The organism is Streptomyces sp. PH9007, assembly GCF_059813725.1.
This window is the reverse complement of sequence record NZ_CM187440.1, coordinates 2777959-2794442: the sequence shown is the minus strand read 5'-3', so window position 1 is coordinate 2794442 and position 16484 is coordinate 2777959. Positions and strand designations below refer to the sequence as shown.

General features: G+C 66.2%; 11 protein-coding genes. 7 read left to right on the top strand and 4 right to left on the bottom strand.

Going from position 1 to position 16484, the window contains the following annotated elements:
- The first annotated feature begins 7 nt into the window (after positions 1-7).
- The 5 genes from ACTFAP_RS12730 to ACTFAP_RS12710 all read left to right on the top strand — a co-directional run bounded on the left by ACTFAP_RS12730 (position 8) and on the right by ACTFAP_RS12710 (position 11508).
- Positions 8-3532 carry a helicase-related protein gene (locus ACTFAP_RS12730; protein ID WP_500469122.1) on the top strand — a complete coding sequence of 1175 codons (3525 nt, stop codon included), beginning with the start codon at positions 8-10 and terminating at the stop codon, positions 3530-3532.
- On the top strand, positions 3529-6369 hold the full coding sequence (locus ACTFAP_RS12725; protein ID WP_500469121.1) for a DUF1156 domain-containing protein: 2841 nt from the start codon (positions 3529-3531) through the stop codon (positions 6367-6369). Before ACTFAP_RS12730 ends, ACTFAP_RS12725 begins: the two co-directional genes overlap by 4 nt.
- Positions 6370-6403: 34 nt before the next feature.
- Positions 6404-9859, top strand: coding sequence for a DUF499 family protein (locus tag ACTFAP_RS12720; protein WP_500469120.1), 3456 nt, complete (start codon positions 6404-6406; stop codon positions 9857-9859).
- A 135-nt stretch (positions 9860-9994) separates the two neighbouring features.
- On the top strand, positions 9995-10915 hold the full coding sequence (locus ACTFAP_RS12715; RefSeq protein WP_500469119.1) for a hypothetical protein: 921 nt from the start codon (positions 9995-9997) through the stop codon (positions 10913-10915).
- Positions 10916-11166: 251 nt separating this feature from the next.
- Positions 11167-11508 carry a hypothetical protein gene (locus tag ACTFAP_RS12710; protein ID WP_500469118.1) on the top strand — a complete coding sequence of 114 codons (342 nt, stop codon included), beginning with the start codon at positions 11167-11169 and terminating at the stop codon, positions 11506-11508.
- A gap of 46 nt (positions 11509-11554) precedes the next feature.
- Here the strand turns inward: ACTFAP_RS12710 and ACTFAP_RS12705 are convergent, their stop codons facing one another.
- Positions 11555-12076 carry an ATP-binding protein gene (locus ACTFAP_RS12705; protein WP_500469117.1) on the bottom strand — a complete coding sequence of 174 codons (522 nt, stop codon included), beginning with the start codon at positions 12074-12076 and terminating at the stop codon, positions 11555-11557.
- 255 nt (positions 12077-12331) lie between these two features.
- Between ACTFAP_RS12705 and ACTFAP_RS12700 the strand changes: the two genes are divergently transcribed.
- Together ACTFAP_RS12700 and ACTFAP_RS12695 are read left to right on the top strand one after the other, a co-directional pair.
- Complete coding sequence (locus ACTFAP_RS12700; protein ID WP_500469116.1) at positions 12332-13180, top strand: helix-turn-helix domain-containing protein; 849 nt, start codon at positions 12332-12334, stop codon at positions 13178-13180.
- A 13-nt stretch (positions 13181-13193) separates the two neighbouring features.
- Entirely contained in the window at positions 13194-13391 is a 198-nt protein-coding gene (locus ACTFAP_RS12695; protein WP_500469115.1) for a DUF397 domain-containing protein, read from the top strand.
- Between the two features lie 74 nt (positions 13392-13465).
- Here the strand turns inward: ACTFAP_RS12695 and ACTFAP_RS12690 are convergent, their stop codons facing one another.
- The 3 genes from ACTFAP_RS12690 to ACTFAP_RS12680 all read right to left on the bottom strand — a co-directional run bounded on the left by ACTFAP_RS12690 (position 13466) and on the right by ACTFAP_RS12680 (position 16419).
- Positions 13466-13996, bottom strand: coding sequence for a helix-turn-helix domain-containing protein (locus ACTFAP_RS12690; RefSeq protein ID WP_500469114.1), 531 nt, complete (start codon positions 13994-13996; stop codon positions 13466-13468).
- A 49-nt stretch (positions 13997-14045) separates the two neighbouring features.
- Complete coding sequence (locus ACTFAP_RS12685) at positions 14046-15293, bottom strand: cytochrome P450 (protein WP_500469113.1); 1248 nt, start codon at positions 15291-15293, stop codon at positions 14046-14048.
- Positions 15294-15417: 124 nt separating this feature from the next.
- A complete protein-coding gene (locus tag ACTFAP_RS12680) occupies positions 15418-16419 on the bottom strand; it encodes an aldo/keto reductase (protein WP_500469112.1) in 1002 nt (333 codons plus the stop codon).
- Between the last annotated feature and the right edge of the window lie 65 nt (positions 16420-16484).

Genomic DNA, 16484 nt, shown 5'->3' with positions numbered 1-16484 from the left:
GCGAAGCATGTCTGAACAAGGCAGCCTTCGCTTTGAGGACCTTACGCCGGGTCGGCTGATATCCGGGATCACGCCGGGGTCGGATGTGGTGATCGTCGCTTTACAGATGTACGGGTCGGCTGCCGCCCAGGTCACATACCGGCGCCCCGACGGTGCCGTCGAGGAAGCGATTCTCTACCGGGATCACGACACTCGCCTTGCCCCAGGCGCTTCCTCTACCGGGAATCACGCGTTCGATGCGGATCCCGCGTCGTTTCGCCTGGCAGCCGAAGCCCTGCGGATCCGTATGGCGGCTCGCGGTGATGGCATGCTGGCTGTTTCCACCAGCTCCCTCGACCCCCTGCCACACCAAATCCAGGCGGTCTACAGCGAGCTGCTGCCACGTACACCTCTGAGGTTTCTGTTGGCCGATGACCCCGGGGCCGGCAAGACGATCATGGCTGGTCTCTACATCAAGGAGCTGGCCCTTCGTGGTGACCTGGAACGATGTCTGATCGTCGCCCCCGGGGGACTCGTTGATCAGTGGCAGGACGAGCTCCTGGAAAAATTCGGGCTGGACTTCACTCTGCTCACCAGACAGCTCGTCGAGGCCAACATCGACGGCAGTGTCTTCGACAAGCACCCCCGCCTCATCGCGCGCATGGATTCCCTGGCCCGATCGGATGAGCTTCAGCAACGGCTTGCGGAGTCGGCGTGGGACCTGGTCGTCGTGGACGAGGCGCACCGGATGAGCGCCAGTTACTTCGGCTCCGAACTCAAGACCACCAAACGGTACGAACTCGGGCGACTGCTCGGCCGTGTCACCCGCCACCTCCTGCTCATGACGGCGACTCCGCACGCGGGCATCGAGGAGAACTTCCAGCTCTTCATGGCCCTGCTCGACGGCGACCGATTCGCGGGCAAATACCGTGACGGTGTACACCGGCATGATGCGTCGGGGCTGATGCGCCGTATGGTCAAGGAGGACCTGCTCACCTTCGATGGCAGGAAACTCTTCCCCGAGCGCCGTGCCTACACCGTGCCGTACCAGCTGTCGGTGGCCGAGCAGGAGTTGTACGAACGGGTCACCACCTATGTGCGGGATGAGATGAACCGTGCCGAGCGCCTCGACGGCCGCCGCGGAAACCAGGTGGGCTTCGCCCTCACCGTTCTGCAGCGCCGCCTGGCATCCAGCCCCGAGGCGATCGGTAAGTCCCTGAAGCGGCGTCGCCGGCGGCTCGAAGGCAGGCTGGAGGAAATGCTAGCCGGGAAACGGCACGGGACGCCGGGGAGGAGGGGCGCCGTGCCAGGTGATGCCGGTGGCCCCGGAGGCGTTGAATCGCTGGACGGCTGGCTGGATGATCTCACGGGCGAAGAACTGGAGTCCCTGGAAGAGGAAGTCGTCGATGCTGCTTCAGCGGCCTTGACGGTCACCGAGCTGGAGCTGGAGATCGCCGGCCTGCGCGGATTGGAGCAGCTCGCCCGTGCGGTCCTTGCCTCGGGTGAGGACCGCAAGTGGCTGGAGTTGTCCGCCCTGTTGCAGGACAACGACCACATGTATGACGCCGAGGGGCGGCACCGCAAGCTGATCGTGTTCTCCGAGCACCGTGACACCCTCGAATACCTCTCGCGCCGGATCAGAGCGCTGATCGGACGCCCGGAGGCCGTGGTGGCCATCCACGGCGGTACGCCGCGCCAGCGGCGCAGAGACATCAGGGATGCCTTCAATCAGGACCCCGATGTCCTGGTTCTCATCGCTACGGACGCCGCCGGCGAAGGGCTCAACCTTCAGCGTGCCCACCTCATGGTCAACTACGACCTTCCGTGGAATCCCAACCGCATTGAGCAGCGCTTCGGCCGCATTCACCGGATCGGCCAGGACGAGGTCTGTCACTTGTGGAACCTGGTCGCCGACAACACCAGAGAGGGCCAGGTCTTCCAGCGGCTGCTGGACAAGATCGAACAGCAGAGCAAAGCATACGAAGGAAAGGTCTACAACGTCCTCGGAGACATCTTCGAGGGCGAGCCACTGCGCGAGCTCCTGATGGAGGCAGTCCGGTACGGCGACGACCCGGCGACGAAGACCAGGCTCGACCAGGTCATCGATGCCAGGGTCGGCGAACGTGCTGTTGAACTGATCAAAGGGCTCGCCCTCGACGCACAGGTCATGGGCATCGAGGATGTGCACAAGGTGCGGTTGCGGATGGAAGAAGCCCAGGCCCGCCGACTGCACCCGCACTATGTGCAGGCATTCTTCCGCGATGCGTTCACCCGGCTGGGTGGGCAGCTCAAGCCGCGCGAAGGTGGACGGTTCGAGATCACCCATGTGCCGGCGGTCCTGAGGGAGCCCGGCCATCGCGGCAGCGGGCCCGGTGGAGCGGCACAGCGGAAGTACGAGCGGGTGTGCTTCGACCGTGACCGGGTTGCCGTAACGGGAAAGCCACGAGCCGACCTGATAGCACCGGGGCACCCTGTCTTCGACGCGGTCCTTGAGGAGACCGCGTACCAGCACGAGGGCCTGCTGGACAGAGGAACCGTCCTGGTTGACGCCGCAGACGGGGGTGACCGGCCCCGTCTGCTGGTGGCCCTCGCCCAGGACGTGGTGGACGGACATCGGCGTCCGGTGGACCGTGCCTTCGCGTTCACCGAGCTGCTGCCGGATGGCAGCGCCAGGAATGCCGGCTCGGCACCGTACCTGGACTACCGTCCGCCCACTCCGATGGAGGCCGAAACGGTCAAGGCCCTGCTCGATGAGGACTGGCTCCGTGACGGCGGGAACGCGCGGGCCATGGACTGGGCGATTCGCGAAGCGGTGCCTGAACACCTGAGGAACGTGCGGGAGCGTCTGCTCCCGGTCATAGATCGGACGAGGAATCAGGTCAAGCAGCGGTTGAAGCAAGAGATCAGTTACTGGTACGCGCAGGCCGGCAAGCTCGAACAGGATCTCGCCGACGGGAGACAGGTCCGGCACCGTCCGGAGAAGGCGCGGGGGTGGGCGGAGGAGCTTGAGACGCGCCGTGAGAAGCGGCTGTCCGAGCTGGAGAAGGACGCGGCCTTACAGGCCAAGCCGCCGGTCATCGCGGGCTCCGCTCTGGTGGTACCGGTTGGCTGGCTGGCCAAGCACCTCCGGGTTGGGGCCCCAGACCGTACGGCGATCGCCACCGATGGGTACGAGACCGATCGCCGGGCGGTCGCGGCGGTGCTACGCGCGGAGAGGGGCCTGTCCCGCACCCCCGAGGAGATGGCCCACAACAATCCGGGATATGACGTTCGCTCGCTCAGCTCGGACGGGCGCCTCATCCATATAGAGGTGAAAGGCCGCCGACTGGGAGCGAAGGAGTTCTACATCAGCCGGAACGAGATTCTGGTCGCCAAGAACCGTGGCGATCAGCACCGTCTTGCCCTGGTGTCCGTCCATCCGGACGGGCCGGAGCGGGACGAAGTGCGCTATGTGCGCGACGCCTTCTCCGACATCGAGTTCGGAGATCTGAAGACCGAAGGGCTCCTGCTGTCCTGGCCGGACGCTTGGAGCAAGGGAGGGGTCCCGCAGTGAGCGGCGACGCGACGGATAACCGGACGGCACCGCAGAGGCGGAAGCTCATCGAGGTGGCGATGCCGCTGGAGGCCATCAACAAGGAGTCCGCACGGGAGAAGTCCATTCGCCATGGCCACCCGTCCACCCTGCACTTGTGGTGGGCACGAAGGCCGCTTGCTGCGGCCCGTGCGGTTCTGTTCGCCCAGCTTGTGGACGATCCCTCGTCATACCCGGACCGGTTCCCTACTGAGGAGGACCAGAAGCGAGAGCGGGCACGGCTGTTCGACTTGATTGAGCGAATGGTGCCGTGGGAGGCGACACGGGACGAGCGCATCATGCGCGAGGTACGCGAGGAGATCGCACGGTCGTGCGGTGGCAACCCGCCGCCGGTCCTTGATCCCTTCGCCGGTGGTGGCACGATCCCGCTGGAGGCCCAGCGGCTCGGACTGGAAGCGCACGCCAGCGACCTCAACCCGGTGCCGGTGCTCATCAACAAGGCACTGATCGAGATCCCGCCCAAGTGGGCTGGCCACAAGCCGGTTTCCCCGGACGCGGAGATCCGTGGCGACTGGTCGGGCGTGAGCGGTCTCGCCGAGGACGTTCGTCAGTACGGGAAGTGGATGCGCGAGGAGGCGTTCCGGCGGATCGGCGAGCACTACCCGAAGGCGCGGCTGGCGGACGGTACTGAGGCGACGGTCATCGCCTGGCTCTGGGCCAGGACCGTGACCTGCCCGAACCCGGCGTGTGGGGCGGAGATGCCGCTGGTGTCCACGTGGTGGCTGTCGAAGAAGAAGAATCGGCCGCGGTGGATCCAGCCGGTGGTTGAGGGCAACCACATCCGCTTCGCGATTCGAGACGGCAAGGAAGGACCGCCCGACCCGCCCAAGCAGGGGCGGGGCGCGAAGTTTGCCTGTCTGGTCTGTGGTGAGGTCACCACGGACGCGTACATCAAGGGCGAGGGTGTGGCGGGGCGCATGGGCTCCATGCTCCTGGCGACGGTGGCTGAGGGCAAGCGGCAGCGGATTTATCTGGAAGTGGTTCCTGAGCATGTGCGGGCTGCCGCAGTCGCTCGACCGGCGGACGTTCCTGATCAGCCACTTGCCGAGGACCCCCGAAATCTGTGGTGCGTGAACTACGGTCTCACATCGATGGATCGACTGTTCACCCATCGACAGTTGGTATCACTCACGACTTCCAGTGATCTCGTCAGTGAAGTGCGGGCAAGGGTTGTATGCGACGCAGTGGCTGCGGGCATGCATGCACATGCTGCTGCTCAATATGGCGACGCGGTTGGAACATACCTGGCGTTCTCGGTTGACCGACTTGCCAACGAGTCATCGACCATCAGCTCATGGGACTCGAATGGGACTAAGCAACACGTGCGCGCCACGTTTTCGCGACAGGCGCTGCCCATGACATGGGATTATGCCGAAGCGAATCCGTTCTATACATCTACGGGGAGTATCTCCGAATCCGTGCGCCGTGTTGCGGCGGTGGTAGATGTGCTTCCTGGAAGCAGGCATGCAGCGGCTATACAGATGGATGCCCAGAAGGTGGAGCTTGGAGGCGGACAGGTAGTAAGCACCGATCCGCCCTACTACGACAATATCGGATATTCCGACCTTTCTGACTTTTTCTATGTCTGGCTCCGTCGAACACTTGGGGCTGCGTATCCCGATATTATGTCCACTATTCTCGCCCCGAAGCAGGCCGAGCTGATTGCTTCCCCTTACCGCCACGGCGGCAGCAAGGAGAAAGCGGAGCATCACTTCGAGCGTGGATTCATTGAGACCTTTACTCGGATTCGCGAAGGGCATCCCGCAGATTTTCCCCTCACGATCTTCTATGCCTTCAAGCAGTCTGAGACCGACGATATCGATGGCACGGCATCCACCGGCTGGGAGACGATGCTCAACGGGCTCATGGAAGCCGGTCTCATGGTGACGGCCACCTGGCCCGTACGGACCGAGCGGGCGGGCCGTTCCATTGGGATCGGGACCAACGCCCTCGCCTCCTCCATCGTGCTCGCCTGCCGCCCCCGCCCGGTCACTGCCGAGACCACGGACCGCCGCGGGTTTCTCAGTCGTCTGCGCAAGGAGTTGCCGAAGGCACTCCGTGAGCTTCAACAGGGGAACGTGGCGCCCGTCGACATGGCGCAGTCCGCCATCGGCCCCGGCATCGCCATCTACTCCCGGTACGCCAAGGTGAGCGAGGCGGATGGCACGCCGATGCGGGTGCGCAGGGCACTCGCGCTGATCAACGATGTGCTTGGCGAGGTGCTCTCCGAACAGGAGGGTGATTTCGACATGCACACGCGCTGGTGCGTGAAGTGGTTCGAGCAGTTTCAGTGGAGCCCGGGTGGGTTCGGCGACGCCGAGACGCTGTCGAAGGCGTACAACACCTCGGTACGTGGGCTGGAAGAATCCGGCGTGATCAAGAGCGGCGACAGCAAGGTGGAGTTGATCAAGCCCACCGTGCTCCCGCCGGGCTATGACCCGCTGGGCGATGTGCGGGTGTCCATCTGGGAGTTCGCCGTGCACCTCTCCCGCACGCTGGAACGCTCCGGTGTCGAGGATGCCGGCGAGTTGCTCGCCCGGGTCCGCAGCCGGGGCGGGGTTGACGACGACAGCATCAGGGAACTGGCCTATCTCCTGTACAGCATCTGTGAGCGCAACGGATGGTCAGAGAGCGGTCAGTGGTTCAACAACCTTGTCAGCTCCTGGTCGGACATGCAGGCGTCCGCCCGCCTGGCCGAGAAGCATGGGATCAATACGCCGAGGCCCGCCCAGTTGCATTTCGAGGCAGTCCATGGCGACGACACAGGCAAGACTCACGGAGACGAACCACTTTTCTGATCTCACACATTGCCAGAAGGCAAGGGGGCGGGGCATGCAGAACAACGAGTCGGCGTACGAAGACAGTGGGACGGACGCCGCGAGAATGGAAGACAGGACTCCGGAGACAATGGCACTGAGTAACCGTGACCGCATCGGCCGAATGATTGAGCTGTTGCCGGACGGGCTGCTGCCGCTTGTGGAACGGGAGATGGCCCGGCGGCAAGGAGAGAGCTGGTTCGATGACGCGGTCTCCGCAGCCCGGGAAGCCGGTTACGCCTCCCCGTCGAAACAGGATCCCCAGTTCCTGTTCAGCACGATAATCAAGAACTGGGGTTCCTACTTCCGGCACCTCTTGCCGCCTTCCGCCCGGAACTACGTCGGAGAACTCAGCGACATCCGCAACAGGTGGGCCCACAACAAGTCCTTCAATGCCGATGACACCGGCCGATCATTGGACACGGCGGAGCGACTTCTCTCCGCGGTCGGGGCCGACGCGGGTCTGGTGGACCGGGTGCGCAAGTCGCGTCTTGAACTTCAGCGTGCCGTGATAGAGGCTGAGACCAAGCGGGCGACCCGGCAGAAGGCGGCCATGCCCTCCGTCGCCGCCGATGGGCTCAAGCCGTGGCGTGAAGTACTCATCCCGCACCCCGACGTAGCCGAGGGAAAATTCAATGCCTCGGAATTCGCGGCCAATCTGGCGCGGGTTGCGAAGGGGGAGGGGGCGCCCGAGTACACGGAACCGGAGGAGTTCTTCCACCGCACGTATCTCACCGAGGGGCTTCGCGATCTGCTCAGCAAGTCCCTGCGGCGCGTATCAGGTGACGACAACGCCTCGCCGACGGTGAACCTGCAAACCAACTTCGGTGGCGGAAAAACCCACTCGATGCTGGCCCTGTACCACCTGTACGCACCTGGACTGCGACAGGAACGACTTCCGCAGGAAATGCAGGAGCTGATCACCGAGTCGCCCTCCGGGCTGCCGCAGGAGCGGGTGCGCAGGGCGGTCCTCGTCGGCACCGCCCTGGCACCCGGCCAGCCGATGGAGAAGCCCGACGGCACCAAGGTCAACACCCTGTGGGGCGAGCTCGCCTGGCAACTCGACGGCCGCCGTGCGTACGACATCATCGCCCAGGCTGATCAGAGCCGGACGAGCCCCGGCACCGACCTGCTTCAGGATCTGCTGGCCGCGTACGCACCGTGTCTGGTCCTGGTGGATGAGTGGGTTGTCTACGCACGGCAGCTGGTCAACGACGACTCTCTCGCGGGGGGCACCTTCGAGACCCACTTCTCCTTCGCCCAGTCCTTGACCGAAGCAGTTGAGGCCGTGAGCGGCGCCCAGCTCATCCTCTCGATCCCGGCGTCCGAGGACGGCAAGATCAATGAGGGCGACGACAACGAGATCGGAGGGCCGGCGGGGCACGCCGCGCTGGACCGTCTCCAGAGCGTCATCCACCGCAAGGCGGACTCGTGGCGTCCGGCGAGTGCGGATGAGTCGTTCGAGATCGTCCGCCGCCGGCTCTTCGAGAGTCCGAGTGGTGGTGTGCAGGCGGAGATCAACAAGGCCGCCCGGATCTTCAGCCAGTTCTACGCCTCGCACAAGGCGGATTTCCCGGCCGGAACCGACAGCACGGAATACGAGCAGCGGATGCGCGCGACGTACCCCATCCATCCGGAGCTGTTCGCCCGCCTCTATGAGGACTGGTCCACCCTGGAGCGTTTCCAGCGGACGCGGGGCGTGCTGAGACTCATGAGCGCGGTGATCCACGCCCTGTGGAACAACCAGAACCAGAGCCCGATGATCATGCCCGGCGACATCCCGCTCGACAACCAGTTGGTCAGCAACGACCTCACGCACTATCTGGAGGACCGCTGGAAGCCGATCATCGATGCCGATGTCGATGGTTCCGGCTCCACCCCCGTCGAGGTGGACAGGGAAAAGACCTACCTGGGGCAGCGCGCGGTGAGCCGGCGCATCGCCCGCACCGTTTTCATGGGCTCCGCGGCCACGCTGCGAGCCGCGAAGAAGGGGTTGGCCGAGCCCTATATCCGCCTGGGCATGGCGATGCCCGGTGACACCATGGGCAACTTCCGCACCGCGCTCAACACTCTCGCCGACCGCTCCACCTATCTCTACGGGGACGTCGACCGCTACTGGTTCGACACCCAGGCCAATATCACGCGCATCGCAAAGGACGAAGCGGACCGGCTCATCGGGCGCGATGAGGACGTCTGGGGTGAGATCGCCCGGCGTCTGAGCCCGATCCAGCACCGGCGCGGGGACTTCACCGCGGTGCATGTCGCACCGCGGCACACCAGGGACGTCCCTGATCGGGAGGAGGCCCGGCTCGTCCTGCTGCACCCCCAACACACCCATCGCAAGGACCGAGACGACAGCCCGGCGATGGAATTTGCCGAGGAAGCACTCGCCTCGCAGGGCCCGACCTCTCGGACGCACCGCAACATGCTGGTGTTTCTCGCACCGGACAAGACCCGCATGGGTGAACTCATGGAGGCGGCCCGGGAGTACATGGGGTGGTCCAAGGTGCTGGAGCAGCATCTCGAACACGACCTCACGGAGAGCCAGCGCCAGCAGGCGCGGACCCGCCGCGACCAGGCCCATCAGAAGGTCGAGCTCCGGATCGGCGAGACCTACCACTGGGTCCTGGTGCCTGAGCAGGGTGAAGAGCAGGGCGCCAGGGTCGTCCTGGAGAACATCAAGGTCGAAACCGGGCGGGCGGATGAAGTCGCGGTACGGACCGGGGAAAGACTGAAGCGCGGCGGTCTGCTGAATCTTCAGCAGGCACCCGCAGTCCTGCACCAGAAGCTCAGCCGCCCGCTCGCCCGTATCTGGGAGCGAGATGGTCACATCAGTGCCGGCCGCCTCTGGGAACTGCACACCACCTACCCGTATATGAATCGCCTGGTGAACCGCACTGTCCTGAATCAGGGCATCGAGGGTGCCTTGAGTATGTTCGACTGGGAGGAGGAAGGCTTCGCGCTCGCCACCGGGTACGACGAGGCGGCCGAGCGCTACCAGGGCTTGGCGCTGCCCGGTGGCGATGCCACCTTCGGTCAGATCACGGACACCACGCTTCTCGTCCGTCCGGACCGGGCGCTCGGGCAGCGCCGGGCCGATGAGGAAGCGGCGGCTCTGAGGCGGGAAGCGGCATCCGTGGCCGCCTCGCACAGCACCTCACCACCGGGAGTGAACGCCTCCATCACCGCGGACACCGGCAGCGCTCCGGCGGCCGGACCCGAACAGCCCCGCCTCCCCAGGGTCCCGACCCGCTTCTACGCCAACGCCCAGATGACCCCCGAGCAGTACAGCAAGAACGCCACGAAGTACGTCTTCGATATCCTTCAGCATCTCGATGGGATCGGGGCGGAGGCCGAGATCACTTTCGAGATTCAGGCGAAGCGGCCGGAGGGTTTTCCCGAGGACACGCTGCGGACTCTCACCGAGAACGCCAACACATTGCGGCTGAAAGTCGAGTTCGAAACGGAGTAGCCGGTTCGGACGCGGAGGCGGGCCCGTACGATCCGTGCGGCCGGGCCCCGCCTCGGCTTACGCTGGTAGGCAAGCGTCATTGCGAGGGGACGAATGGCTGCACGGAATCGCGACAGAACAGTCCATTTCTACCAGGTGTGCGACACCAAGGACGATGCCCCGCCATTGCCGGTTCAGGACTGGGGCGTACTACTGCGGCGGCTGCGCGACATGCCGCTTCGGGATCGGACGGTTTTATGGAACGGAGAGACCCTCATCGGCGCGGTGGATCCGCTGCAGCCGGCCCCGCATCTGCTCCTGGCGAAGGTCCGCCGGGAAGCACCTCAGCAGATCAACTTTGACGACGGTTCCTTCAGCCATCTGCAACTCGCCGCGAATCAGGGCCTTGTCGACGTCACCACGGTGCACTTCCTGTCCTTCGGCAATGTCATGGCGACCATGAGCGGAGGGATCTCGGCTCCCCGTGTCAGTGCCCTCCAGCGGTGGTTCAACGGCATGAACCTGATGAGTGACGAGATCGAGCTGCGCCCAGTGGTCAACGCCCGGTCCCGAGAGAAACTTGCCCGTGCCAGCGCGGTGGAGACACTGACGGTCAGGGTGCAGCCCGAGCCGTACGACAGCCCAACGGCCTTGAGTCAGAGCTCCGACCTGGGCGCTGCGATCGGCCGGCTGCACGAGGAGTACCCGGACATGACGATCACACTGACGCTGGAGGTTCCCAAGAAGCGCCGGTGGTATTCGCCCGTTCGCCGGTCGCGTGGGCAGCGGCAGCTCCTCGACTCGACGAGCGCCTTTGCGAGGGATATCGGTGACTGGCTGGACAACAGCGACGCCGTGGACGTGGCGCGGGCGACCGCGCACATCGAGGACTGGGAGCAGCAGGCGGCGGACGAGAAGATTGACTTCGTGGCCGAGCGCATCACCACCAAGTGCCAGGTTCCTCTTGAGTCCACCGATGGGCACTCGGTCGACCTGCACTTCGCCCTGGTCGAGTTGGCGCGGGTGGCTCATGAGCAGGAGCGCATTCTGAGGGTCGCTGTCGGTGCCGACCTTTAGGCTGGGCCGCGACGAGGGGAAGCATTTCTACTGGTCGCGCAGGGGGATAAGGGATGCCTGGCTCTGGAGTTGGACCGCGACGGCTGTTCCATCAGTGGGTCTCCCGGCCGGCATACGACTGGCTTGTTGTCTGCGTGGTTCTTGGGGCGCATCTGGCCTGGTTCCATCTGACGGGGAGTGGTGATCTCCTCGGAAGGCCCGGGCGTGAACAGCGATTGGCGATCTACACGACCGGGGCCACAGTGGTGGCCGTGACGGGCAGCTTCATCACGGCGGCCATCGCCCAGTACGGTGCCGCCTCCGGACCACGGATGCGGGTGCTGCGAGCATCCGGGCACCTGGGATCCCAGTTCCGCAGGAACTGGGTGAGCATCTTGTCCGCCACGCTCCTGGTCGCCGGCATCTGCTTGTTGGCAACTGTCCTGGATGTCTCCGAGCGCGACTCCGGCGGAGTCCACTGGATGGTGGAAGCGGCATTCATTCTGTGCGTGGCGCGGTCCTACCGGCTGCTGTGGCTGCTCAACGCCGTTATCCGGGCCACGGACCGTGATCTGGCCGAACCGGATCCGGACGGTCGGCGGCTGGCCGCTTGACACGTGTCTGTGCACCGACACGTGTCCGTTTAGCGGAGGGGACCGATCAGGCTGCGAGGGCGGCGGGTTCCGCTTGGATGAGGCGGAGTTCGAACCAGACCGTTTTGCCGCCGGGGCCCCAGGGGCCGTCTTCGAGGGCGCAGCCGCCCCAGTGGTCCGCGAGGGCGTCGAGGAGGAGCAGGCCCCTGCCGTTGTGGGAGTCCGGGGGAGGGGCCGGGCGAGGTGTGCCCGGGGTGTCGGGGAGTGCGGCGCTGGTGTCCCACACACTGACCCGGAGAACGGGGTGCCGCCAGTGGAGTTGTACGGAGGCCGCTCCGCCGGTGTGGCACACGGCGTTGCAGGCCAGCTCGGAGGTGAGGAGCTCTGCCCGCTCGGTGAGTTCGGTGAGGCCGTGGGCGTGCAGGACGGTGCGGAGGGTGAGCCGGGCGATGCGCGGGGCGCGCGGGTCGCGGGGGAAGTGGAGTTCGTAGCGCCAGGGTTCGGCGAACGGGATGGGGGCGAGGCGGGGAATCCCCGCGCAGGTGGCGTTCTGGGTGGGCACAGTCGGCTGTTGGGGTTCCGGGGACATCGGCGCCTCCTGAGACGCGGTCAGGTGGGGAATGGACGCTGGCCACAGGCTGGCTGTCCGAGCGGTGTCATTGCCGCCTCGCGGGGAGACGGTGCGCTTCCGCTCGGGGAGCAGGGTGAGTGGCACAGATCACAGGCTAGCCCGAAATTACAACAGGTAGTAATGGATTCACTCCAACGTGTTTCACCGACTTCACTGAGTCGACCGAGAGCGTCACGGACGGCCACAATGGGCGCGAGCGGAGAGGGAGAGCACATGGCACAGCGGGAAGGGCCGACGATCCTTCAGCGTCGCTTCGGTGCGGAACTGCGGCGCATGCGAGAGGCGACCGGAATGTCGGCGTCCGCGGCGGCCGAAGCGCTGAGCACCGATCGCACCACGATTTCCAACATTGAGTCCGGCCGTTTCGGTATCAGCGAGGCGCGGTTGCGTCGATTCGCGGCGATCTGCGCGTGTGACAACGTCGCACTCGTCGATGCGCTGGCCACCATGACGGGTGGGCGTAAGAAGGGCTGGTGGGACGAGTACCGGGGAAAGATCCCGCCGGAGTTCCTCGACGTCTCGGAGCTTGAGGGCTTCGCCGAGCGGATGCGGACGGTGCAGACGGCACACCTGCCGGCACTCTTCCAGACGGAGGAGTACGCGCGGGCCTTGTTCAACCTCTTGGATCCGCCTCTGTCCCGCCTCGAAGTGGAGTTGCGGGTGGCGCATCGACTGGCCCGGCAGACCAGGATCGCCGTGGACGCCGTGCCCTATGTGGGCGTGATCCACGAGGCGGCGCTGCGGATGCAGGTGGGCGGCAGGAAGGCCGCCAAGCGGCAGATCGGCCAACTGCTGGATGGCAGCGAGTGGGACAGTGTGACGCTTTTGGTGATTCCCTTCAGCGCGGGTGAGTTCCCCATGATGGGGGAGTCGGTGCTGTATGTGGAGGGCAAGGGCGGGCAGCTTGACACCGCACACATGGGCTCACCTGCCGGTGCGATCTTCATCGACGTGCCGGAATCGCTGGCTGTCGTCCGGAGTGGGATGGACGCCAACGAGAGGGTCGCGCTGTCGGCTGTGGAGTCCCGGGACCTGATCCGTTCCATTCACCAAGAGCTGTAGGAGTGAGGGAAGCATGACCGAGTGCCGCTGGCAGAAGTCTTCGTTCTCCGAGCACGACGGCAACAACTGCGTGGAGATAGCCGTGGTGGGGTCGGGGATCGCGCTTCGGGAGAGTGATGAGCCGGGGCGGGTCATACAGGCGGACCGCGTGGCCTTCCGCGCGCTGACGGGCTGGATCAAGGCGGGCCGGTGGGGTGCGCCAGGTCGGTGAGGGGCCGGGGAGGGCGAGTTCCTCCCGGCGCGGTCGGGGTGGCGGGGCGCGGCCCGGTGGGGCCGCGCCCTTCGTCAGGCGATCCGTTGGGAGGCGACCGGCTCGTGGGTCTCCTGCGGCTCCAGGACGTGGAAGGGGTGGACGGGGCCGAAGCGGGAGATGAGCTGTTCGTACCAGCGGGTCTCGGTCTCGCGCCGCAGGTGGCTGGGAGGGTAGCCGTAGGCGGCCCGGAAGACCCGGCTGAAGTGGGCGTTGTCGGTGAAGCCCCAGCGGATCGCGATGGACTGGATGGGCTGGGCGAACTTGGCCAGGTCGGTGAGGTCGCGCCGGCAGCCTTCCAGGCGCTGTCGGCGTATCCAGGCGGCGACCGTCAGGCCGTGCAGCCGGAACAGCCGGTGGAGGTGGCGCAGCGAGATGTGATGCGCGCAGGCGATGGTGCTGGGGGAGAGGTCGGGGTCCGAGAGACGCTCACGTATGTACTGCTGGACGACGAGGAAGAGTTCCCGTTGCGGCGGCAGGAGTAAGGAGGGGCTCAGCTCCCCGTGGGCCGAGGGTGTCGGCGGCTGAGGGTTCGGGCTGTTGCTGTGGTCGGCTGGGAAATCCATTTTTCCCCCTAGGTGTTCTTTGCGCCTTCTTGCAGATGTACCGGCTCGGTTATCGCGTTCCCGTGCGGCGGCGGGCGGTGATGGGCACGTGCTTGTACCCGGAGACGAAGTTGGAGATCATCCGCTCCGGCTTTCCCGCGGGGCGGAAGTCCTCGAAACCCTTGAGCAGTTCTTCGAAGAGGGTCCTGATGGTGATACGGGCGACGCTGTGGCCCACGCAGTAGTGCGGGCCGATGCCGAATGCCAGGTGCTTGTTGGGCTTGCGCCGGATGTCGAACCGCCCCGCGTCGGGGAATTCCCGCTCGTCCCGGTTGGCGGAGCCGATCCACACCACCACGGCGTCCCCGGCCGCGATGGGGGTGCCGTGCAGTTCCAGGTCCCGGGTGGCGTAGCGCAGCATGTGGTTGACCGGCGAGGACCAGCGCAGCGCCTCCTCCACGGCGGTGGCGCCCACCTCGGGATGCGCGGCCCAGTCCTGGAGCACCCCGGACTCGATGAACTCGGCCATCACGTAGTTCGGGGCGTGCGGCGTGGTGACGTTGGCACCCAGCAGCAGGCTGTAGCAGTTGGCGACGATCTCCCCCGGCGACATGTGCCGCCCCTCGAATCGGGTGGAGATCAGTGCGCTCAGCAGGTCATCACCCAGCTGGTCGCGCCGGAAGGAGACCAGGTCCTGGAAGTAGGCGAACAGTTCGCGGTGCGCCGCGGCCAGGGTCGCCTCCTTGCCGCCCGGGTCCTGGTACTCGGGGTCGTCGGCGGCGATGCAGGCGGTGGTGGCGCGGATCAGCCAGGGCCAGTCGGAACGCGGCAGCCCGATCATGGTGCCGGTCACCGACATCGGCATGTCGATCATGGCCTGGGCGAAGTCGAAGACCCCGCCGTCGCCCAGTGGTTCGATCAGCTCCAGGACGAGGTCGCGGATCATGTCCCGCTGCTTGTCGACGGTCTTCAGTGCCAGGGCCTTCTTCAGCCGGGCCTGCATGATGGTGTGCCGGGGCGGATCGGTGACCACCAGCTGCTGTCCGCCGGCCGGGTCGTCCATGCCGAGCAGTTCGAGCATGGTGCCGCGTTCGGAGGTGAAGTCGGCGGTGGTGCGCAGGACATGCTCGGTGTCGGCGAACTCCACCACCGACCAGAAGCCCCGGTCGGCGTCCACCTGGGTCCAGCTGAGGGCGTCCAGACCGCGTAAGGCCGCCCACTCCCGGTGCGGGTCGCCGGAGCTGTAGAAGGCCGGGTCGATCAGGTCGGTCGTCCCCAGGTGTACCGGGCATCCCGAGGTGGTCCGATGGGCGGTCATGTCCGTTCCTCTCTGTCGAACGTCATCGGTTCCCGGCCGGGACGACCGGGCGGGAACCGGCGACGGCGCGGCGCGTGGGGCGCGCCGCGCCGTCGCCCGGTCACGGGCGCCGGGGCGGTCGTGGCTAGAAGGCCGTGTCGAGCCGGGCCCGCTGGTCGGCGGTCAGCTCCAGGTCGACGGCGGCCAGGCTCTCGTTCAGCTGGGCCACCGAGGAGGCGCCGGTGATGGGCAGCACCGGGACCTCGCCGCCCATCAGCCAGGCCAGGACGACCTGGTTGGGGGTGGCGTCCGCCTCCTTGGCCACCTCGCGCAGCGCGGCCAGCCGGATCGGCGTACCCGGGTGCTCGTAGTCGTGCTCCAGCGGCTTGTCCTCGCGCACGTAACTACCGGAGAGCAGCGGCGAGTAGGCGACCAGGGTCAGCTCCGGGTGGGCGCGCAGATAGCTGAGCAGCTCACCGTCGAGCAGGCCGGGGCTGCCGTCGGGGGAGCGGCGGGCGGGCAGGTCGGTGCGCGGGCGCAGGTAGCTGTGCTGGTACTGGAGCACCTCGTAGCCGGGCAGTCCGGCGGCGGCCGCGATGGACCGGGACCGCTCCACCTTCCACGCCCAGTGGTTGCTGACCCCGACCATGCCGACGAGGCCGTCCTCGACCAGGTCGGCGAAGGCGCGCACGGTCTCCTCGAGCGGGGTGCCCGGGTCCTCGATGTGCGCGTACATCAGGTGCAGCCGTTCCAGGCCGAGCAGTTCACGGCTGCGCTCGGCCGCCTCGCGCAGTGCCTTGGCGGACAGGCCCTCGATGTTCTCCAGCCGGCCGGTCTCCGCGAAGCTGAGGCCGGGCTTGTTCGGCCGGCCGCCGGCCTTGGTGGCGATGGTGATCTCGTCGCCGACACCCCGGCTGGCCCGCCACCGGCCCAGCAGCGCCTCGCTCTCGCCGCCCTGCGTCCCCTTCGCCCAGAAGGCGTAGTTGTTGGCGGTGTCGACGAACGAACCCCCGGCCTCGGCAAAGCGGTCGAGAATGGCGAAAGACGTTTCCTCGTCCGTGCTCGTGCCGAACAGCATGGCGCCCAGGCCCAGGACGCTCACCTCGCGGCGGGTGGTCGGGTTACTGCCAATCGTGCGGTATTTCATGGTTTCCTTCCGTGCGGATTCCATAGGCCGGCCAGTTGTTTTCGGCCAGCGGCTGCACCGCGAAT